Source organism: Altererythrobacter sp. CAU 1644 (assembly GCF_029623755.1).
Lineage (GTDB): Bacteria > Pseudomonadota > Alphaproteobacteria > Sphingomonadales > Sphingomonadaceae > Erythrobacter > Erythrobacter arenosus.
On the sequence record NZ_CP121106.1, the window covers coordinates 1,856,974 to 1,876,689 of the forward strand.

23 protein-coding genes are annotated in these 19,716 nt (G+C 64.5%); 2 read left to right on the plus strand and 21 right to left on the minus strand.

Translation table 11 applies throughout. From position 1 onward, the window contains the following. Window positions 1-4 precede the first annotated feature (4 nt). Window positions 5-730, plus strand: coding sequence for an Nmad3 family putative nucleotide modification protein (locus P7228_RS09230; RefSeq protein ID WP_278014948.1), 726 nt, complete (start codon window positions 5-7; stop codon window positions 728-730). Here P7228_RS09230 and mmsB read toward each other — a convergent pair. The 21 genes from mmsB to P7228_RS09335 all read right to left on the minus strand — a co-directional run bounded on the left by mmsB (window position 717) and on the right by P7228_RS09335 (window position 18,819). Then, window positions 717-1,586, minus strand: a complete 870-nt coding sequence (gene mmsB / locus P7228_RS09235; RefSeq protein ID WP_278014949.1) for a 3-hydroxyisobutyrate dehydrogenase — start codon at window positions 1,584-1,586, stop codon at window positions 717-719. The genes P7228_RS09230 and mmsB overlap by 14 nt on opposite strands. Continuing rightward, window positions 1,583-1,840, minus strand: a complete 258-nt coding sequence (locus P7228_RS09240; RefSeq protein WP_278014950.1) for a hypothetical protein — start codon at window positions 1,838-1,840, stop codon at window positions 1,583-1,585. Before P7228_RS09240 ends, mmsB begins: the two co-directional genes overlap by 4 nt. Beyond that, window positions 1,837-2,631 carry an enoyl-CoA hydratase-related protein gene (locus P7228_RS09245; protein ID WP_278014951.1) on the minus strand — a complete coding sequence of 265 codons (795 nt, stop codon included), beginning with the start codon at window positions 2,629-2,631 and terminating at the stop codon, window positions 1,837-1,839. Before P7228_RS09245 ends, P7228_RS09240 begins: the two co-directional genes overlap by 4 nt. After that, window positions 2,628-3,674: an enoyl-CoA hydratase/isomerase family protein gene (locus P7228_RS09250; protein WP_278014952.1), complete on the minus strand. Its 1,047-nt coding sequence runs from the start codon at window positions 3,672-3,674 to the stop codon at window positions 2,628-2,630. The genes P7228_RS09245 and P7228_RS09250 overlap by 4 nt, the downstream gene beginning before the upstream one ends. Next, window positions 3,671-4,066: a VOC family protein gene (locus P7228_RS09255; protein WP_278014953.1), complete on the minus strand. Its 396-nt coding sequence runs from the start codon at window positions 4,064-4,066 to the stop codon at window positions 3,671-3,673. Before P7228_RS09255 ends, P7228_RS09250 begins: the two co-directional genes overlap by 4 nt. Continuing rightward, entirely contained in the window at window positions 4,063-5,208 is a 1,146-nt protein-coding gene (locus P7228_RS09260; RefSeq protein ID WP_278014954.1) for an acyl-CoA dehydrogenase family protein, read from the minus strand. The genes P7228_RS09255 and P7228_RS09260 overlap by 4 nt, the downstream gene beginning before the upstream one ends. Window positions 5,209-5,255: 47 nt before the next feature. Continuing rightward, window positions 5,256-5,645: a RidA family protein gene (locus tag P7228_RS09265; RefSeq protein ID WP_278014955.1), complete on the minus strand. Its 390-nt coding sequence runs from the start codon at window positions 5,643-5,645 to the stop codon at window positions 5,256-5,258. After that, on the minus strand, window positions 5,642-5,947 hold the full coding sequence (locus P7228_RS09270) for an I78 family peptidase inhibitor (RefSeq protein WP_278014956.1): 306 nt from the start codon (window positions 5,945-5,947) through the stop codon (window positions 5,642-5,644). Before P7228_RS09270 ends, P7228_RS09265 begins: the two co-directional genes overlap by 4 nt. 22 nt (window positions 5,948-5,969) lie before the next feature. After that, entirely contained in the window at window positions 5,970-7,466 is a 1,497-nt protein-coding gene (locus tag P7228_RS09275) for a CoA-acylating methylmalonate-semialdehyde dehydrogenase (RefSeq protein ID WP_278014957.1), read from the minus strand. 106 nt (window positions 7,467-7,572) lie between these two features. After that, window positions 7,573-8,595 carry a LacI family DNA-binding transcriptional regulator gene (locus P7228_RS09280; RefSeq protein WP_278014958.1) on the minus strand — a complete coding sequence of 341 codons (1,023 nt, stop codon included), beginning with the start codon at window positions 8,593-8,595 and terminating at the stop codon, window positions 7,573-7,575. 87 nt (window positions 8,596-8,682) lie between these two features. Beyond that, window positions 8,683-9,996 carry a radical SAM protein gene (locus P7228_RS09285; RefSeq protein WP_278014959.1) on the minus strand — a complete coding sequence of 438 codons (1,314 nt, stop codon included), beginning with the start codon at window positions 9,994-9,996 and terminating at the stop codon, window positions 8,683-8,685. Between the two features lie 19 nt (window positions 9,997-10,015). Then, window positions 10,016-10,237 carry a hypothetical protein gene (locus tag P7228_RS09290; RefSeq protein WP_278014960.1) on the minus strand — a complete coding sequence of 74 codons (222 nt, stop codon included), beginning with the start codon at window positions 10,235-10,237 and terminating at the stop codon, window positions 10,016-10,018. Next, window positions 10,234-10,386, minus strand: coding sequence for a cbb3-type cytochrome oxidase assembly protein CcoS (gene ccoS / locus P7228_RS09295; protein ID WP_278014961.1), 153 nt, complete (start codon window positions 10,384-10,386; stop codon window positions 10,234-10,236). The genes P7228_RS09290 and ccoS overlap by 4 nt, the downstream gene beginning before the upstream one ends. Continuing rightward, window positions 10,383-12,506, minus strand: a complete 2,124-nt coding sequence (locus tag P7228_RS09300; RefSeq protein ID WP_278014962.1) for a heavy metal translocating P-type ATPase — start codon at window positions 12,504-12,506, stop codon at window positions 10,383-10,385. The genes ccoS and P7228_RS09300 overlap by 4 nt, the downstream gene beginning before the upstream one ends. Then, the gene (locus tag P7228_RS09305; RefSeq protein WP_278014963.1) at window positions 12,503-12,949 is read right to left on the minus strand and encodes a FixH family protein; all 447 of its coding nucleotides are present in this window, start codon (window positions 12,947-12,949) and stop codon (window positions 12,503-12,505) included. The genes P7228_RS09300 and P7228_RS09305 overlap by 4 nt, the downstream gene beginning before the upstream one ends. Continuing rightward, window positions 12,949-14,544: a cytochrome c oxidase accessory protein CcoG gene (gene ccoG / locus P7228_RS09310; RefSeq protein WP_278014964.1), complete on the minus strand. Its 1,596-nt coding sequence runs from the start codon at window positions 14,542-14,544 to the stop codon at window positions 12,949-12,951. Before ccoG ends, P7228_RS09305 begins: the two co-directional genes overlap by 1 nt. After that, complete coding sequence (gene ccoP, locus P7228_RS09315) at window positions 14,531-15,457, minus strand: cytochrome-c oxidase, cbb3-type subunit III (protein ID WP_278014965.1); 927 nt, start codon at window positions 15,455-15,457, stop codon at window positions 14,531-14,533. The genes ccoG and ccoP overlap by 14 nt, the downstream gene beginning before the upstream one ends. After that, window positions 15,447-15,608: a cbb3-type cytochrome oxidase subunit 3 gene (locus P7228_RS09320; protein ID WP_278014966.1), complete on the minus strand. Its 162-nt coding sequence runs from the start codon at window positions 15,606-15,608 to the stop codon at window positions 15,447-15,449. Before P7228_RS09320 ends, ccoP begins: the two co-directional genes overlap by 11 nt. Continuing rightward, window positions 15,608-16,369 (minus strand): cytochrome-c oxidase, cbb3-type subunit II, encoded by a 762-nt coding sequence (gene ccoO / locus P7228_RS09325; RefSeq protein WP_278014967.1) that lies wholly within the window; start codon window positions 16,367-16,369, stop codon window positions 15,608-15,610. Before ccoO ends, P7228_RS09320 begins: the two co-directional genes overlap by 1 nt. Before the next feature lie 11 nt (window positions 16,370-16,380). Then, window positions 16,381-18,036, minus strand: coding sequence for a cytochrome-c oxidase, cbb3-type subunit I (gene ccoN / locus P7228_RS09330; RefSeq protein WP_278014968.1), 1,656 nt, complete (start codon window positions 18,034-18,036; stop codon window positions 16,381-16,383). Between the two features lie 96 nt (window positions 18,037-18,132). Further along, complete coding sequence (locus P7228_RS09335) at window positions 18,133-18,819, minus strand: helix-turn-helix domain-containing protein (protein ID WP_278014969.1); 687 nt, start codon at window positions 18,817-18,819, stop codon at window positions 18,133-18,135. Between the two features lie 169 nt (window positions 18,820-18,988). Here P7228_RS09335 and P7228_RS09340 point away from each other — a divergent pair, with 169 nt between their 5' ends. Further along, complete coding sequence (locus P7228_RS09340; RefSeq protein WP_278014970.1) at window positions 18,989-19,654, plus strand: OmpW/AlkL family protein; 666 nt, start codon at window positions 18,989-18,991, stop codon at window positions 19,652-19,654. Window positions 19,655-19,716: the final 62 nt, after the last annotated feature.

Genomic DNA, 19,716 nt, shown 5'->3' on the forward strand with positions numbered 1-19,716 from the left:
GGCCATGCGTATCATCTTCAGCCGCAAGGGGTTCGACAGCGCTGCCGGGGGCGGGGCTTCGCCGATCGTTGATGGTCGCCCGTTAAGCCTGCCGATCCCGTCCGGGACCGCATCGACGACGACCTATGGGGCGCTGGGGCTGGGCGATCATGTCGCATCGTCGAGCCGCGGCAGGTTCGGTGCGGGCGACTTGTGCCACCACGATCCGATGTTCCTCGATACGGGGGAGTGCCTGTTCGGCCAGTGCGGGGCGGCGCAGACGCACCTTGATAGGCAGGGCGTGGGTGCGGGCGACGTTTTCCTCTTCTTCGGGCTGTTCCGCGAGGAGGAAACCGGCGAACCGCACCACCGCATCTTTGGCTATCTCGAAGTCGACGAGCTGGTCCCGCTCGCCGACGGCGTACCGCAGGACCTGCGCGATCTTGCACACCCGCATGCCTTGGCGATGCACCACCGGAACGACGTCATCTATCGTGGGCCGGGGCGGACAGCGAGGCGCGCTTCAGAGGCATTGCGCCTGACCGTCCCCGGCGGCCCGGTCACCCTGTGGCAGCGCCCGGATTGGCTCAGGCGCGGCGGGCTTAGTTATCACGACCGCGCGGATCGCTGGCTACGCGGCGGGCGGCTCAGGAGCGTCGCGCGCGGGCAGGAATTCGTCGCCGATATCGGACGGCGGCAGGCTCCGCGCGAATGGCTTGCCGGGATCTTAGAAGAAATCAGAGCATCTTGATGATGGCGCTGAAGTCGAGACCGCCATTGCCCGCACCGTTGAAGTCCTCGTAGAGCGCAGCGGCGCGCGCACCCATCGGCGTGGCGCTGCCGGAACTCTCGGCTGCTTCCATCGCCAGCCGCAAATCCTTGAGCATCAGCGCGGTCGCGAAGCCGCCCTGATAGTCGTTGTCCGACGGGCTCTGAGGGCCAACGCCGGGGACCGGGCAATAGGAGGTCATCGACCAGTTCTGGCCCGAACTGACGCTCGAGATGTCATAGAAGGTTTGTGGGTCGAGCCCGAGCTTCTGCGCCATCGCAAAGGCTTCGCAGGTGCCGATCATGTGGATGCCGAGCAGCATGTTGTTGCAGATCTTGGCGGCCTGGCCGTTGCCTGCATCGCCGGCATGGATCACCGCCTTGCCCATCGCGCCCAGGATCGGCTCGGCGCGTGCGAAAGCCTCGCCCGTGCCGCCAACCATGAACGTGAGCGTGCCGCCGTTGGCCGCCGCGATCCCGCCCGAAACCGGGGCATCGACCATGTCGTAACCTGCTGCTTCGGCAGCGGAAATCACCTCACGCGCGCTGGCGACATCGATCGTCGAGCAGTCGAGCAGCACTGCACCAGCGGGAGCATGGCCGATCACGCTGTCGGTATAGACCGACTTCACGATCGCGCCGTTTGGAAGCATCGTCACCACTGCCTCGACGCCCTGAACGGCCTCGCGCGCATCGGAGAAAGTCGCGCAGCCATTGCCCTTGGCGGCTGAAAGCGCCTCTTCGCTGAGGTCGAAGGCATTCACCTCGTGCCCCGCCTTGACGAGGTTTGCGGCCATCCCGCCGCCCATATTGCCGAGGCCGATAAATGCGATTTTCATAGCAAATCCAATTCGTTCAATACGATGATAACTCCGAAGGCAGCGAATATGGGGCCGAGAATAAAACCCATGATCGCCTGAAAGTATTTCAGAATCCAATCAAGCTTCGAAAGCTTTTGCGGCTCCTCGTTGGCGGCCTTCAGAATGGCCGCCTCCAATGCTCCAACGGTTTCCTCTCGGCGGAACTTCCAGTGTTGGTATCCAATCCAGAAGAGAAAGCAGCCAACTGCCAGATAGCAAAGCCCAATGATCACCGCCCCTTCCAGTTGCCTTCGCGCTTCTCGATAAAGGCTTCCATGCCTTCCTTCTTGTCCTCGCTCGCGGTGAGGATCTGAAAGATGCGGCGCTCGACGATCAGCCCCTGATCGAGTGTCATTTCGAAGGCCGAATTGACCATTTCCTTGTTCGCGATGGTTGCCATCGGCGGCATGCCCGCGATGGTCACGGCGGTCTTGAGTGTTTCCGCGATCAGGTCCTCATGCGGGACGACGCGCGCGACGAGATTGCTGCGTTCGGCTTCCTCGGCGCCCATCATGCGTCCGGTGAGGCACATTTCCATCGACTTCGACTTGCCGATCGCGCGGGTCAGGCGCTGCGATCCGCCCATGCCGGGGGCGACGCCGAGCTTGATCTCGGGCTGGCCGAACTTCGCGTTCGCCGAAGCGATGATGAAGTCCGCCATCATGGCGAGTTCGCACCCGCCGCCGAGCGCGAAGCCGTTGACCGCGGCGATCCACGGCTTGCGGGTCTTCTTCACGATCTCGCTCGTCCACGGGCTGAAGAAATCGTCGAGATAGAAATCGGCCGCGGCCTTCTCGCTCATTTCCTTGATGTCGGCGCCCGCTGCGAACGCCTTGTCGCCCGATCCGGTCAGCACGGCGCAGAGCTGGCTGCCGTCAGCCTGATAGGCGGCGAAGGCGTCGATCAGTTCTTCCAGCACCTTGCTGTTGAGTGCGTTCAGCGCCTGCGGACGATTGAGCGTGATCAGCGTGACGCCATTGGTGCCTTGGGCATCGGTTTCGACAGTGATGGTTTCGAAGCTCATAGGGGTTTCCATTCCTCAGCGGCAGGCAGCGGTGCGAAGATGCTGTCGAGCAGCTCTTCGGTCACTCCTTCGGGGGTGGCCGGATCCCACTTGGGATCGTTGGTCTTGTCGGTGATGACCGCGCGGACGCCCTCGGCAAAATCGGGCCGGGTCAGCACGCGGCTGGCGATGCGGTATTCCATCTGCATGTTTTCGGCGAAGTCACTCAACGCGGCACTCTCCGCCAGTTGGCGCAGCGCGACCTTGCAGGTCTGCGGACTCTTGGTGCCGAGCGTGTCGCGCTCCTTCGCCGCCCATTCGCTGTCGTCGGCTTCCAAGGCAGCGACGATCTCTTCGAGGCTGTCGGAGGCGAACAGGCGATTGATCTTGGCCATGTTGCCTGCGAGCCGCGCCTCGGGCGGCGTGCCGGGCATTTCGGACAGGATTCCGGCGATCCGGTCGGGCTTGTCGATGATCCGCGCCTTGGCCTCGGCAAGCATGTCGCTGGGAAGGTAGTGGGTCGCAATGCCCGCCCAGTGACACTCGGCGCCGTCGAGCCGCGCCCCTGTCAGCGCGAGGAACTGGCCCAGCCGCCCCTCGAGCCGCGACAGATGCCAGCCGCCGCCGACATCGGGAAACAGGCCGATCCCGGTCTCAGGCATGGCGAAGCGGGTGTTCTCGGTCGCAACGCGAAACTTCGCGGGCATGGCGATACCGACGCCGCCGCCCATGGTGATGCCGTCCATGAATGCCACGATAGGCTTCTCATAGGTGAACATCTGATGGTTGAGCTGGTACTCGTCGTGGAAGAACTTGCGCCCTGACACGCCGCCGTCATTGAGCGCCGAGTTGCGGAGGAAGGAAATGTCACCACCCGCGCAGAAGCCGCGCCCTTCGGCATGATCGAGGATTACCGCTACGATATCGTCATCATCGGCCCACTCGCTCAGTGCAGCGCTCATCGCGTGGCACATGTCGAGTGTTAGCGCATGAAGCGCCTTGGGACGATTAAGCGATATGTGGCCGACGCGACCATGCCGGTGGATCAGAACATCGTTACTCATGCTGCATTCCTGGTTTCAATCAGATCCCAGCGATTGCCAAAAGGATCGCTGAATACGGCGACCATGCCGTACGGCTCGCTTCGTGGAGCCTCCTCAAAGGTCACTCCTTGAGCGATGAAACGTGCGTGGGTCGCCGCGAAATTCTCAGTTTCCAGAAAAAAGCCAACCCGGCCGCCAGTCTGGTTGCCAATTGATGCGCTCTGTCTGTCGTTGCTTGCCTTGGCGAGGAGCAGTCGGGCGCCGCTGCCGGGATCGACCACCACCCAGCGCTTGCCGCCACCCATGTCGGTATCCTCGACCAGCGTGAACCCCAGCGCACCATGATAGTAAGCGATACCCTGATCGTAATCGGGTACCACCAATGCCATCATCGAGAAGCGCAAGCCGCTCACTGTCGCAGCAGGTCCCGGCCTACGATCATCCGCATGACCTGGTTGGTGCCTTCGAGGATCGAGTGGACGCGCAAGTCGCGCCAGAACCGCTCGATGGGATATTCCCTTAGGTAGCCATAGCCGCCGAACAGCTGCAGCGCGTTGTTGACGACATTGCTGCCGCTGTCGGTCGCCAGCCGCTTGGCCATGGCGGAGAAGCGCGACTTGTCGGGCGCATTCTCGGTCACCTTGCAGGCGGCGAGGTAGAGCAGCGCGCGCGCCGCCTCCAGCTCGGTCGCCATGTCGGCGAGCATGAACTGCGTGTTCTGGAAATCGGCGATCGGCTGGCCGAACTGCTGGCGTTCCTTGGTGTATTTGACCGCCTCGTCGAGGCAGCGCTGCGCCCCGCCGAGTGAGCAAGCGCCGATGTTGAGGCGTCCGCCGTCGAGCCCTGCCATGGCAAAGCTGAACCCCTCGCCCTCGGCACCGACGCGGTTGGCGACCGGCACGCGGCAATCCTCGAAGATCAGCTGCGCGGTAGGCGAAGCATTCCAGCCTAGCTTCTTCTCGGGCTTGCCAAAGCTTAGGCCGGGGGTGTCCTTCTCGATCACGAGGCAGGAAATGCCCTTTGACTTGTGCTCGCCGGTGCGGACCATCACGACATAGATATCGTTGAAGCCGCTGCCCGAAATGAACTGCTTGGTGCCGTTGAGGACGTAGTGATCGCCATCGAGCACCGCAGTCGTCTTGAGCCCCGCCGCGTCCGAGCCCGAACCCGGTTCGGTCAGCGCATAGCTGGCGATGTGTTCCATCGTCACCAGCTTGGGCAGGAAGCGCGCCTTGACTTCCTCGCCGCCGAAGCGGTCGATCATCCAGGTCGCCATATTGTGGATCGAGACATAGGCGCTCGTCGCGGGGCAGCCATAGGCCATTGCCTCCATGATCAGCGCCGCCTCGAGCCGGCCCAAGGCGATGCCGCCCGATTCCTCGGAAACATAGATCGCGCCGAAGCCGAGCTCGCCCGTCTGCTGGATGACATCGCGCGGGAAGTGGCTCTTTTCATCCCACTCGCCCGCGAAGGGGGTGATGTTGTCGGCGGTAAACCGCTGCGCCATTTCCTGGATCGCAAGCTGGTCGTCGGTGAGTTGGAATTGTCCGGTCATGCTGTGGCTCTAGCCGTGGGTGATGGGAGAGGAAAGGGGCGGGAATGCTAGTCCGTTATGATGGCTTCGGCCTCGATTTCGACCTTCCATTCGGGTCGGCATAGCCACGACACGCCTAGCATGGTCGCAGCCGGGCGGGCCTCGCCGAAGAAGCGGGCGTGGGCTGCGCCAACCGCGTCCTGGTCGGCCGGATCGGTGAGCAGCATGCGGGTGCGGACGACGTCTGAGGCCGAACCGCCGAGCTGCTCGATCGCGCGGACAATGAGAGTGAGGCAGCGCTCCGCCTGTTCGGCTGCGCCGCCTGGCGTGCTCGACCCGTCGTCTTCGATCGGGCCGGTTCCGGCGACCTTGATCGCATTGCCGACGCGGATCGCGCGGCTGAAGCCGAACTGGTCCTCGAACGGAGAACCGGAGCTCGCGTGTTGGCGCGCGCTCATCCGCAGGCGATCCGGGTGATGGTCATCTCGCGGTCGTAGCTGACGTTGAGGCGATCGGTCCGATAGTCCATCGTCCAGGCGGAATCGGGCGGGCCCCAGCGCAAGGTCTTGGCACCCGAAAGCTTCAGCAGGATCGCGCCGCTTTCGGCCGAGGCCTTGTGGCCGACATGCTCCTGCAAGCCGGAGGCATCGCAATTGCCTTCACCCATGCGCTTGGGCTCCTGCTCGTCAGGCTCGCTTGCCGTGGTGGTGGCGCAGGCCGACAGCGCAAGCACCGCGCCGATGATCAATGATGTTCGCATCCGGAATCTCCTTGCGCGAAGATTACCCCATGGTCGGGATGACGAAGGCGTTGGAGCCGTCGCCGCCGCCGTCGGGCCAGCGCTGGGTGACCTTCTTGGCCTTGGTCCAGAACTTGAGGCCTTCCATGCCGTACTGGTCGATGTCGCCGAAGCCCGAACGCTTCCACCCGCCGAAGCTATGATAGCTGACAGGCACGGGGATCGGCACGTTGATGCCGACCATGCCGACATTGACGCGGCTTGCGAATTCGCGCGCGGCGTGGCCGTTGCGGGTAAAGATGGCGACGCCATTGCCGTACTGGTGCTCACTCGGCAGGCGCAGTGCGTCCTCGAAATCCTTGGCGCGCACGATCTGGAGCACCGGACCGAAGATCTCCTCCTGATAGCTTTCCATCTGCGGCGTCACGCGGTCGAGCAGCGTCGGGCCGATGAAGAAGCCCTTCTCATGGCCCTGCAGCGAAAAGCCGCGCCCGTCGATCACGACTTCTGCGCCTTCTCTCTCGGCGGTGTCGATCCAGCTTTCGACGCGCGCCTTGTGCTCGGGGGTGACGACCGGGCCGTAATGCGCGTCGGGATCGTTCGAGACGCCGACGCGCAGTGCGTTGATCGCGGGGATCAGCTTTTCGCGCAGCCTGTTGGCGGTGTCTTCGCCCACAGGCACCACGACCGGCAGCGCCATGCAGCGCTCGCCCGCCGAACCGAAGGCTGCGCCCGCTAGGTCGTTCACCACCTGGTCGAGATCGGCGTCGGGCATGACCACGCCGTGGTTCTTCGCCCCGCCAAAGGCCTGGACGCGCTTCGCATTGGCCGCACCGCGCGAGTAGATATACTGCGCGATATCGGACGAGCCGACGAAGCTGATCGCCGGAATATCGGGATGGTCGAGGATCGCATCGACCATTTCCTTGTCGCCGTGGACCACCTGCAGCAGGCCTTCGGGCGCGCCAGCCTCGAGGAACAGCTCGGCGAGGCGGACCGGCACGCTCGGATCGCGCTCGGAGGGCTTTAGGATGAAGGCATTGCCCGCCGCGATCGCCATGCCGAACATCCACATCGGGATCATCGCCGGGAAGTTGAACGGGGTGATGCCCGCGCCAATGCCGAGCGGCTGGCGCATCGAATAGACGTCGATGCCGGGGCCTGCGCCCTGCGTATAGTCGCCTTTCAATGCCTGCGGGATGCCGCAGGCAAACTCGATTACCTCGAGCCCGCGCTGGACATCACCCTTGGCATCATCGATCACCTTGCCGTGCTCGCTCGAGAGCAGCTCGGCGAGGCTCTGCATATTGGCCTCGATCAGCTCCTTGAACTTGAACATCACACGCGCGCGCTTCTGCGGATTGGTCGCCGCCCAGGCCGGCTGGACCTTCTTCGCTTCGGCCACCGCGCGGTCGAGCAGCGCCGCATCGCCCAGAACCACCTCGGCCTGCACTTCACCCGTCGAAGGGTTCCAGATCTGATGCTTGCGAGCGCCAGAGCCTCCCGCCCCGCCGACAATGAAATGATCTACTTGACGCATGTCTTAGATTCTCCTTGCGCAGTCCAATGGCGCGTCGGACCGGGAGGTGCAAGGACGAGTTCCCGCTACTATCCGATCTGCCAGTTCGGATGGGCCGGTATGTCGATCAACCGCGCTGCGTACTCGCCCTGGCAATCAGCTCGACCGGCGCGAGCGAAGTGTCGCTTTCCGTCTCCTCGTCGAGCACGCGGGCGACCAGTTGTCGCCCCGCTTCCTCGAGATCGGGCTTGATCGTGGTCAGAGGCGGGTTGGCATGCGCCGTAGCAGCGAGCCCGTCATAGCCGATGAGGCCGACCTGGCCAGGAACGGCGATACCCTTGGCGGTCAGCGCCTCAAGCGCGCCAAGCGCGATAAAGTCGCAGGCCGCGAAGATCGAATCGTATTCGCGGCCTTCGCTGACCAGCCGCTCGATCGCCTCGCGCCCCTGGCCGTATCGGTCGTTGCTGCCGAGATTGCCCACCACATGCGCATCGCCGCCACGCTCCTTGAGTGCCTCGCAGAACCCGTCGAGCCGTTCGGAGAACTGGCGTTGGGTGCCCTCAATCGGCCCCAGGAACACGGGATTGCGATAGCCGCGGCTCCACAGGTGTTCGGCGGCCAGCCTGCCGCCAAGGTGATTGTCCGATCGCACCGAATGCGCCTCGTCGAAGGGTAGGCCCCAGCAGATCGAATGGTCTTCCTGCTGGAGGATGGGGCGGAAATGTTCCCACGCCGCCGGATTCTGGGTCGTCCCCAGCACGATCAGCGCGTCGGCATCGCGCTGTTCGACATAGCGGCCATAGAATTCGTCGGCGCTCGATTGGAATGACACCAGCGTCTCGTACCCCCGCGCCGATGCCGCGCGGCACACCCCGCCGAGCAGGGCGTAGGTGAATGGATTGACTTCCTGCGCGCGATCCTCGGCCCGGGTGATCAAGACCACCGCGATGACACCGGTCTGTCCGCTGCGCAGGCGGGAAGCGCGCTTGTCGGGGAGATAATCGAGCGCTTCGGCCGCCGCGATGACCCGCGCACGGGTCTGCTCGCTGATGCGGGTCGATCCGGTGAATACCCGGCTTACCGTCGATTGGCTGACGCCGGCCTTTTCGGCGACATCCCAAGCGGTGCTCTTGCGGATCGGTCGATCCATTGGTGCTGTTCTCTCCCACGGCGCCATTTGCTGGCGCTCTGGCTGTGCATATTATGCACAGTGGGTCCCGCTGGCAATGTGCGGGGGTCAGATAGCCGAACTGAACTGGCGCAGCGACTGTTGCCGGTAGGGATCGAGCAGCGCCGCGATGCTCCGCGCATAGGGGACGCCGCGCGTCGGGATCGTCAGGTCGTTGCCGTCGAGCGAGGCGAGCCCGCGCACGGTGAAGGCGCATAGCCTGGGCGCGATCTCCGCGCGAATATCTGCCGGCAGGCGGATGTGACCGTGGCAGAGCAATTGTTCAATCAGGGCTCCGCGGCGTCGATCCTCCGCGCTGCGTATGATGCCGTGGCGCGCAGCGAGCCGGCCCTGAGAGGCGATCATCCGGTAGCGTCCGGTATTCTTCTCGTTCTGCACCAGCAATTCGGGGAAGCTGCTGATCGCCGAAGCCCCGAGGCCGATCAGCGTTTCGGCATTGTCGTCGGTGAAGCCCTGAAAATTACGGTGCAGCCGGTCTTCTAGCGCGGCGTGGGCGAGCGGGTCGCCGCCGGGCCTGGCGAAATGGTCGAAGCCGACCGGCGTGTAGCCATGGGTGCAGAGGTAGATGTAGCCCAGTTCGGCCATGGCGAAGCGTTCGTCCTGATCGGGCAGGGCGCTCGTATCGATCACCTTCTGGCGCGGCACGATATGCGGGACATGGGCATAGCCGAACAGCGCGATCCGGTCGGCGCCGAGCACACGCGTGCGCTGGAGCGTGTCGAGCAGGTCGTCGCGGCTCTGGCCGGGCAAGCCATACATCAGGTCGAAATTGAGCGAGGTGACGCCGGCGTCGCGCAGCCAGTCGACTGTTTGGAGGATCGTGTCCTCGCTCTGCACGCGGCCGATCGCCTCCTGGCAGTGCGCGGCGAACGTCTGGACGCCCAGGCTGGCGCGCTCGATGCCGACCCGACCGATCGCTGCGGCCCAGTCGGCGGTCATGGTGCGCGGGTCGAGCTCGATCGAATAGGTTGGCGCCGAGAGGTGAAAATGCGTCTCTAGACCTTCGACCAGATGCTCGAATTCATGCGGCGCGATCGCGTTGGGGCTGCCGCCTCCGAAGGAGATGCGCTTCACGCGGGCCGTGTTGCCGATCAGCAGGCCGACTTGCGCAATCTCCGCGTGTAGGGCGGCGAGGTAGCTTTCGAGCCGCTGCGTCTTGCCCGCCGCGCTGGTGTTGCAGCCGCAATAGAAACAGATCTTCTCGCAGAAGGGGATATGCAGATAGAGCGAGATATCGCCTGCGGTATGCTCGAGGGCGTCGCGATATAGGCTCGCGTCGATCTCGCCGAATTCGGCAGCGGTCGGATAGCTGGTGTAACGCGGAACGGGCGTCGCGAGCAGGTCTGGGTGATAGGGCCACATGAGGCCCCTCTGGAGCGGATCAGCGCGCGCGTCTTTGCGCTGAATCAATTTGCTTGCGGCAGGTGCCGGCATGGCATGCCTTGGCCGGGCAGGGGGAGGGTGCATCCTCATCATTGCCGAGCGGGATCGAGAGCGTGCCACCGTCGCACAGCGCCACAGCGAGCGTGCGCTTCTCTGTCGGCAGCGGGCCGGTGCCCAAGGGGACCAGCGAAGCAATGGCAAGCAGCGCGACGAGCTTCATTCGCTGTCGTCCTCATCCTCGATCAGGATGCGGTGCGCCGCGCCGTCCATGTCTTCGAACTGCCCATCGCGCATCGCCCAGAAGAAGGCGGCCAGACCGAACGCGCCCATCCCCAGCGCAATCGGGATCAGGATCGCGAGGCCGCTCATCCGGCGGCCTTGGCCAGGCGCAGCGAGTTGCCGACCACGATCAGCGAGCTCATCGACATGGCGAGCGCCGCAATCATCGGTGTCACCATGCCAGCGAGCGCCAGCGGCACTGCGCACACATTGTAGATGATCGCGAAGGCGAAATTCTGCCGCACGATCTGCATGCAGCGCCGCGCGACCTGCACGCCGAGCACAGCGGGCATGAGCTTGTCACCGATGAACACCGCATCGGCGGCCTGCTGGCTGGCATCGCTCGCCGTGCCGGGTGCGATGGAAGCATGGGCGGCGGCGAGGGCGGGGCCGTCGTTGAGGCCATCTCCGACCATCAGCGGCCTATGGCCCTGTTGCTTGATCGTTGCGATGGCGTCGAGTTTCTGCTGCGGCGACTGCTGGTGGTAGGCGAAGATGCCCAATTCGCGGGCGATGGTGGCCACCGCTTCGCGCTTGTCGCCCGAGATGATCCGGCTCTCGACACCAATGCCGTCGAGCCGTTCGATCGCCTGCGCGGCATCGGGGCGGAGCGCATCGCTGAACTGGATCAGATAGCGCCGCTCGCCAACCGTCAGTTCGCTCGCCAGCCCGTCTTGCGCGGTGGCGGGCTTGCCCAGCGCGACGGACAGGCCATCCAGACTGGCCCGCACGCCGAACCCGGCTTCTTCGGTGAGCCCGGTGAGCGAGGCTGGCGTGGCGCCATCGATCGCGAGGCTCTTGGCCAGCCCCCGGCTTAAGGGGTGGCGGCTCGCCTGCGCCAGCGCCAGGGCAACCGGCTTCGCATCTTCGTCAAGCGCGCCGAGATCTGCCCGCGGCTCGCCCAGGGTCAGCGTCCCGGTCTTGTCGAACAGCGCGACATCGACCTCTGCCAGCCGTTCGAGCGCGCTGCCGTCCTTGACCAGGAAGCCCTTCTTGATGAGCGCTCCGGAAGCGACCACCTGCGCTGCCGGGACGGCGAGCCCCAGCGCGCAAGGGCAGGTAATGATCAGCACCGCGATCGCGATCAGCATCGACTGATGCCAGCCGACCCCTGCGATCATCCAGCCGATGAAAGACAACAGCGCCAGCGAGTGCACGGCGGGCGCATAGAGGCGCGAAGCGCGATCGGCGATCCGGACATAGCGGCTGCGCGATTGCCCGGCCTCGTCCATCAGCCGCGCGATCTCGGCGAGTGCGGTATCGGCCCCGACCGCGCTCACGCGGACATGGATCGGATTGGCGAGGTTGACCGCGCCGGCGTGCACTTCGCGGCCTTCGACAACCGGTTCGGGCGTGCTCTCGCCCGTCAGCATGGCATTGTCGATCCGGCTCTCGCCAATCTCGATCACGCCATCGGCGGCGAGGGCCTCCCCGGCAGCCACCAGCATGACCATCCCCGGCTCCAGCTCTTCCGCCGCGACCCGCCGGGTTGAGCCGTCGGGCTGGAGCACGGCCGCGCTCTTGCCCATGCGCGACAGCAATGCGCCGATCCCGGCGCGGGTGCGATTGCGCATCGTCGCATCGAGCGCCCGCCCTGCGAGCAGGAAGAACAGCAGCATGACCGCGCCGTCGAAATAGGCATGCTCGCCCCCGGTTGCGGTCTCGTAGAGGCTCATGGCGGTCGCGAGGATGACCCCGATCGAGATCGGCACATCCATGTTGGTGCGGCGATAGCGTAGCGCCATGGCGGCAGAGGCGAAGAAGGGACGCCCCGAATAGGCAACCACCGGCAGCGCGATCAGCGCCGAGAGCCAGTGGAACATCTCGCGGGTCACGCCGCCCGCGCCCGACCACACGCTCACCGAAAGCAGCATGATGTTCATCATGCCGAAGCCGGCAACGGCGACCGCGCGCAGCAGCGCCTTCGATTCCTTGTCGTCGGTCGCGAGCGGATTGTCGGCTACCGCCTGCGCCTCGAAGCCGAGATGTTCGAGCGCCTCGACGAGGTGGTCCTGCGTCAGCCCGGCATCGTGCCGTACCGCCACACGCTTGGCTGAGAAATTCACCCGCGCGCTTTCGACGCCCTCCAGATCGCCAAGCCCGCGCTCGATCTTGGCGATGCAGCCCGCACAGCGCATGCCCGGCACAGTGAACCGCGTATCCGCGAATTGCTGGGCGCGTGCATCGTCGAGGCGGGCTGGGAAGTTCACGCCAAGGGTTCCTCCAGCGCAAAGCGATCCTGCCCCGCTTCGATCAGTAGCCGCACCGTCCACCGCCCGGCGGGCAGCACGTCGTCCGAACGGAACAGACCGCCATCGCTCGCGGACAGTTCGATCGTGCTGCTGTCATGCTCGCCCAGCGGGCGGCGCAATTCGGCGCTGACCTTTGCTCCGCTCGGCACGCCAGTCGTCTCGACCAGCAGGCGTCCGGCCTCGTCGCGCGACAACGCCACGTCCCAGCCCAGCGCCTTCTGCTTCTCTGCCGCATCGAGCCACTGGTTGAATTCCTGGCTGGCGACGTAGGAATTCTCGACCACGACGCCAGAGAAGCTGCGCGAAGCGAGCGCCGCCATCCCGAAATTGACCGCGACCACCACGCCGAAGCCGGCGAACAGGATCCAGAACATGTGCCTGCCGGTGAAGTGCTTGCTCATCATTCGCCTCCTGGCGCGGAAAAGCCCGTTTCTACCACATCCTGCTCGCGTTGTTCGTCGAGCGAGGTGAGGCGGAAGGAGAAATCGCGCGGTCCGGTGTTGGCAGGGGCCATGACATAGGCCCGCACGGTGCGGATCTGGTCCGAATCGACCATGAAGCGCTGGGTCGGCGAGGCATCCTCGCGCGCGATGGTATCGGTCCACAGCATGGCGCCCGGCAGCCCTTCGACCGCGATTTCCATTTCACGCGGGCGGCTTTCCATATTGCGCAGCTTGAGCGTGTAGGAATTGCGGATCGACCCGTCGCTCATCAGCATGAAGGGCGGATTGCGATCGGGCGAGACGGTGAGGTCGGTGTGATTGCGTGCGCCCAGCGCGAACAGCATGGCGAGGCCGATGCTGCCCCAGATGAGGAAATAGGCGATGGTGCGCGGGTGGAGCAGCGTCTTCCACACCGGTCGCGGCGTTTCGCCTGCCGCCTCGCGCTCGCAGTCCTCCAGCGTGGCATAGTCGATCAGACCGCGCGGGCGACCGATGTCCTTCATCACGCGGTCGCAGGCGTCGATGCACAGCGCGCAGGTGATGCAGCCGATCTGCGGCCCCTCGCGAATATCTATGCCCGTGGGGCAGACCTGCACACACTGCAGGCAATCGATGCAGTCGCCGAACTGGTCGGGGTTCTTGGCCGCCTTCTTGACGCTGCCGCGCGGTTCGCCACGCCAGTCCTTGTAGGTGACGATCAGCGATTTCTCGTCGAGCATGGCGGTCTGGATGCGGGGCCAGGGGCACATGTAGATGCACACCTGCTCGCGCATGAAACCGCCCAGAGTGAAGGTCGTGGCGGTGAGGACCAGCACCGTGCCATAGGCGATCGGCGCCGCATCGCCCGTGAAGAAATCGCGGAACAGCGTCGGCGCATCGGCGAAATAGAGGATCCACGCCCCGCCGGTGGCAAAGGCGATGGCGAGATAGATCGACCACTTGAAGGCGCGCCGCGCGATCTTCCCGGCGGTCCAGGGCGCGGCGTCGAGCCGCATGCGCGCATTGCGATCACCATCGATGAAGCGGTCGACGTGCTGGTAGAGATCGGTCCACACCGTCTGCGGGCAGGCATAGCCGCACCACGCGCGGCCGACCGCGCTGGTGACCAGGAACAGCCCGATACCCGCCATGATCAGCAATCCCGCGACGAAGTAGAACTCGTGCGGCCAGATCTCGATATCGAACATGTAGAAACGGCGATTGGCGAGATCGATCAGCACCGCCTGGTCGGGGGCGTAGGGTCCACGATCCCAGCGCAGCCACGGGGTGATCCAGTAGATCCCCAGCGTCACCACCATGACGAACCACTTGAAGCGGCGGAACGGGCCGTCGATCCGCTTGTTATGGACTGCCTTGCGCTTCTCGTAGAGCTTTTCGGGCAGGGTGGTGCGCGGGGGTTCGTGCGGTTCGTGCCGCCGCGTGGCCGCGCCGGGCGAGGCTACCGCACTCGACACCGGCTCGTTGGTCTTGGCCACCCCATCCTCGACGACGACCGACCAATCGCGATCGTCGCCGGGCTTGGGATCGGGCCTGGTTTCGTCAGGGTTGCTCATTGACTTCGGCCACCGGTTCTTCAACCGGAGCCTCCAGGAAGTCTTCGCCTCCCCCGAGCGAATGGACATAGGCGGTCAGCATCTTGATGGTGACCGGATCGAGACGCTCGCCCCATGCGGGCATGGCGCCCATCTTCGGATTGAGGATCTGCCTGCGAATGGCGTCGGCACTCTTGCCGCGGAGCCAGATCGCGTCGTTGAGCCGCGGCGCGCCGACAGTGCGGTCGCCCTCGCCGTTCTGGCCGTGGCAAATGGCGCAGTTCTCGCTGTAGAGCTGCGCGCCCACGGCATTGCTCTTGCCGGTGCCGCCGAGCGACTGGACCTGCGCGACCAGCGCGTCGAGCTGGGCATTGCTGAACATGCCCTCGAAGGCCGGCATGGCGCCCTGCCGCTGGTCCGAACCCGGCTGGCGGATGCCGTGCACGATCGAATATTCGATCGCCTGCATGTCGCCGCCCCAGATCCAGTCATCGTCGTTGAGGTTGGGGTAGCCGAGCTCCTGATTGCCCGCCGCGCCCGAGCCGTGGCACTGGACGCAGTTGACCTTGAACGCCGCCGCGCCCCCCGCGACCGCCTGCTGCAGCAGTTCGGGATTGCCCGAAAGCTTGGTCGTATCGATCGCCGCGATCCGCTCGCCGACGCTCACCCGCGCCTGGTCGGCGAGGCTGATCTGTTCGGCGAGGTCGCCGCGGCTTGACCAGCCGAGCGTGCCCTCGGTCGCCTTGGAGAGCATCGGCCATGCCGGATAGAGCACGGTGTAGATGATCGCCCAGACCACGGTGATATAGAAGGTCCACAGCCACCACCGCGGCATCGGCGTGTCGAGTTCTTCGATGCCGTCCCATTCGTGGCCGACGAACTCGGTGCCGGTCGCTTCGTCGATCCGGCTGTTGCTGGATGGATCATTCGCCATCGTCTTGTCCCTCGAAAATGGAATTGGCAGCCTTCTGGTTGTGCTCGCGCGCGCCCGGGCGGAACGGCCACAGGCACAGCGCCAGGAACAGCACGACCATGATCGCCAGGCCGTAGCTGTCGGCGAAGTGACGCAGGGTTTCGTAGTCCATTACCGCCCCTTCTCTGTCGCGAGTTTCTCCTGCGCGGCGGCGCTGTTCACATCGACCAGCGTGCCGAGCATCTGCAGGTAGGCGACTAGCGCGTCCATCTCGGTCACGCGGTCGGGATCGCCGTCGAAATCGCGGATCTGCGCCTTGGGATAGCGCTCGGCGAGATTGCCGGCGTCGGCGTCAGGATCGGCCTGCGCCATCAAGTCGGCATTGGCCTTCTCGACATCCTCGTCCGAGTAAGGCACGCCGAGCCGCCGCAGCGCCGTGAGATTGGCCGAGGCATCGGCGATCTTGAGCGGCGCATCCTTGAGGAAGCCGTATTGCGGCATGATGCTTTCGGGCACCACCGCTTGCGGATCCTCAAGGTGCTGGACATGCCATTCGTCCGAATAGCGCCCGCCCACGCGCGCCAGGTCCGGCCCGGTGCGCTTCGATCCCCACTGGAATGGATGGTCGTACATGCTCTCGGCGGCGAGGCTGTAGTGGCCATAGCGTTCGACCTCGTCGCGGAACGGCCGGATCATCTGGCTGTGGCAGGTGTAGCAACCCTCGCGGATGTAGATGTCGCGTCCCGCCAGTTCGAGCGGGGAGTAGGGGCGCATGCCCTCTACTTCCTCGATCGTGTTGTCGATCCAGAACAGCGGTGCGATCTCCACCACGCCTCCGATGGCGACGGTGACGAGGGTGGCCACCCCAAGCAGGGTTACATTGCGCTCGAGCTTCTTGTGGCGCTCGGCAAAGCCTTTCTTCTCAGTGCTCATCGCTGGGGATCCTATTCAGCCGGAACCGCGCTGATCGGGCGATCGGCGGCCTCGTCGTGCGGGGTTTCGGTCATCGGCGCTTCTTCACGCAGGTTCCCGGCGATCGTCTGCCACACATTGTAGATCATGATGACGAAGCCGGTGAGGTAGAGCAGGCCGCCGAAGGCGCGCAGCGCGAACATTGGCTTGAGCGCGGCGACCGTGTCGGCGAAGCTGTTCACCAGGTAGCCGTCGGCGCCGTACTCGGCCCACATCAGGCCCTGGGTCACGCCTGCCACCCACATGCTCGCGGCGTAGAAGACGATGCCGACGGTCGCGAGCCAGAAGTGCCAGTTGATCATGCGCAGGCTGTAGAGCCGCTCGCGCTTCCACAGGCGCGGTACGAGATAGTACACGCAGGCGAAGGTGATCATGCCGTTCCAGCCCAAGGCGCCGGAGTGAACGTGGCCAATGGTCCAGTCGGTATAGTGCGACAGGCTGTTGACCCACTTGATGCTCATCATCGGGCCTTCGAAGGTGCTCATGCCGTAGAAGGCGAGCGCAATCACCATCATGCGGATGATCGGGTCGGTGCGCACCTTGTCCCACGCCCCGTTGAGCGTCATCAGCCCGTTGATCATCCCGCCCCAGCTGGGCATCCACAGCATCACCGAAAACACCATGCCGAGCGTCTGCGCCCAGTCGGGCAGCGCGGTGTAGTGGAGGTGGTGCGGACCCGCCCAGATGTAGAGGAAGATCAGCGACCAGAAGTGGATGATCGACAGGCGGTAGGAATAGACCGGTCGTTCGGCCTGCTTCGGCACGAAGTAATACATCATCGCGAGGAAGCCGGCGGTAAGGAAGAAGCCGACCGCGTTATGGCCGTACCACCACTGGGTCAGTGCATCCTGCACGCCCGCAAAGGCGCTGTAGCTGCGCGAACCCAGCAGGCTCACCGGCATGGCCAGATTGTTGACCACATGCAGCATGGCGACGGTGATGATGAAGGCGAGGAAGAACCAGTTCGCCACATAGATATGCGGCTCCTTGCGCTTCAGGATCGTGCCGACGAAGACCACCAGATAGGCGACCCAAACAATGGTCAGCCACAGGTCGACATACCATTCGGGCTCGGCATATTCCTTCGACTGGGTGACGCCGAGGAGATAGCCGGTCGCGGCCAGCACGATGAACAGCTGGTAGCCCCAGAATACGAACCGGGCGAGGCCGGGGAAGGCGAGCGGGGCGCGGCAAGTGCGCTGCACCACGTAGTAGCTCGTCGCGATCAGGGCGTTGCCGCCAAAGGCGAAGATCACCGCGCTGGTATGCAGCGGACGCAGGCGACCGAAGTTCAGGTAAGGCTCGAAGTTGAGCTGCGGGAAGACCATCTGGGTCGCGATGAACAGGCCCGCCAGGAACCCGGCAAGACCCCAGAACATCGTCGCAATGACGCCCCAGCGCACCGGGTCATCGTCATATTTCGACGGGCCCGGAGGCATCTTGAACAGGCTTTGCGCCTTGGCCATCGGGTCATAGCTGCCCGCGGTCGCCCAGATCAGGATGAACGCGACGATGGCAACGATGGTGGCGTGCGCGGCAAAGCCGGCGTCCTTCGCCCCGACGATGGCGGCGATTGCGAGCAGGAGAACGAGGAACCACAGTCCTACCCTGCCGAGTACAGCTTCCATGAGATTTAGCCCCTTCCTAGACCGGGTGGTGGTAGTGCCCCGCCCGGACACCTGCATTGATGCAGATCAAATTTCGAAAATAATTCGGCTTCTCCGTCAGATATGACCTGCCATCGTCAGGAGCTTCGCCGGATCCTGCACGGTCACACCCGAACGCCCCTCGGTCACGATCAGGCCGGCCTGCTTGAGCTCGCTGAACTGGCGGCTGATCGTCTCGATCGTCAGGCCCAGGCTATCGCCGATGTCGCGGCGAGACATGGGCAGCTCGATCCGGCACTTGCCGTTTGCGGTCCGCCCAATGCGTTCGGACATGGCGACGAGGAAGCCGGCCAGGCGTTCCTTCGCATTCTTGCGGCCAAGGTCGACGGCCTTGTCGCGGCAGCGATAGAGCGCGGTCTGCGTCCGCTCGAGCATGGCCCGGAGGACCGCCGGATGGCTCAGCGCGCATGCCTTGAACTCGCTTGCCGGAAAGATCAGCAGCGTGCTGTCGGCCAGGGCGAACAGTGTGTAGGCGTGCATACCATCGGCCGGGATCGAGATGATGTCGCCGCCGAAGTGGAAGGCGACCACCTGCTCGCGGTTGTCCGAAGCGCTGGCGACCAGCTTGGTCGCGCCGCTGGCCACGAAGACGATCTGTTCGCGATCGCGCTCGATCGCTGCGGACGTGCCGCGGCAAGGCGTCAGCAGGCGCGCTATTTCGCCCAGCTGGCGGGAGGCGCGACTCCCGCATTCGACATCGAACGCAGTCTTCAGGAATTCATCGGTGACCTTGCGGACATCCATTCTCGGCACTCGCGACATGATATTCATTGGCGAAGTTAATCGGAGAGACTGGCCGAACAGTCCTTGATCTGGATCAATGAAGCGGATCGGCTGGATGAATAGTTGGACCCCGCACCGCAGGAGGTTCAGGTCGCGAGGGGCGACCGCTGCGGGGCAAAGGGAAAGTCTAATGAAAGCGATTCTCGCAGCTGGCGTCGCCACTCTCGCAATGATTGCCAGCCCGGCCGCCGCGCAAGACCGCCAGGGCGATGTGCAGGTGAAGATCCTCGCCACCGGCGTGCTGCCCGATGGCAAGATCACCGAATTCGACACGGATATCGTGGGCTTGCCCGCGGGAACGCAGACCAAGGCCAATGACAATTACGTCCCGACCGTGGCGATCGAGTATTTCTTCACCGACAACGTCTCGCTCGAAACGATCTGCTGCGTGACCCAGCACGACGTGGACGGGACCACCGGCCTGCCCGGTGCAGAACTGGTGTCGGATGCCAAGGTGATCCCGGCGACTTTCACCGCCAAGTATCATTTCCCGACCGCCAGCATTAAGCCTTATGTCGGTGCGGGCGTGACCTACTTCCTGTGGGTCGATGTCGAACCGGGTGCGGCGACCATTCCGCTGGGCGTCACCAAGACGACCCTGTCCGATGAATTCGGCTTCGTGCTCCAGGCAGGCGTCGATGTGCCGATCAACGAAAGCGCCGCGATCACCTTCGATGCGAAGCGCTACTTCGTCGACACGACGGCGCGCTGGTATGCGGGCAATACGCTCGCCATCCAGACCGAACACAAGCTCGATCCGTGGGTGCTGAGCGCAGGCGTCGCCTTCCGCTTCTGATCCCCATCGGGTCGCCCCTGTTGTGGGGAGGGGCCGCTGCTGCTCGAGAGGTCGGAGAGGCT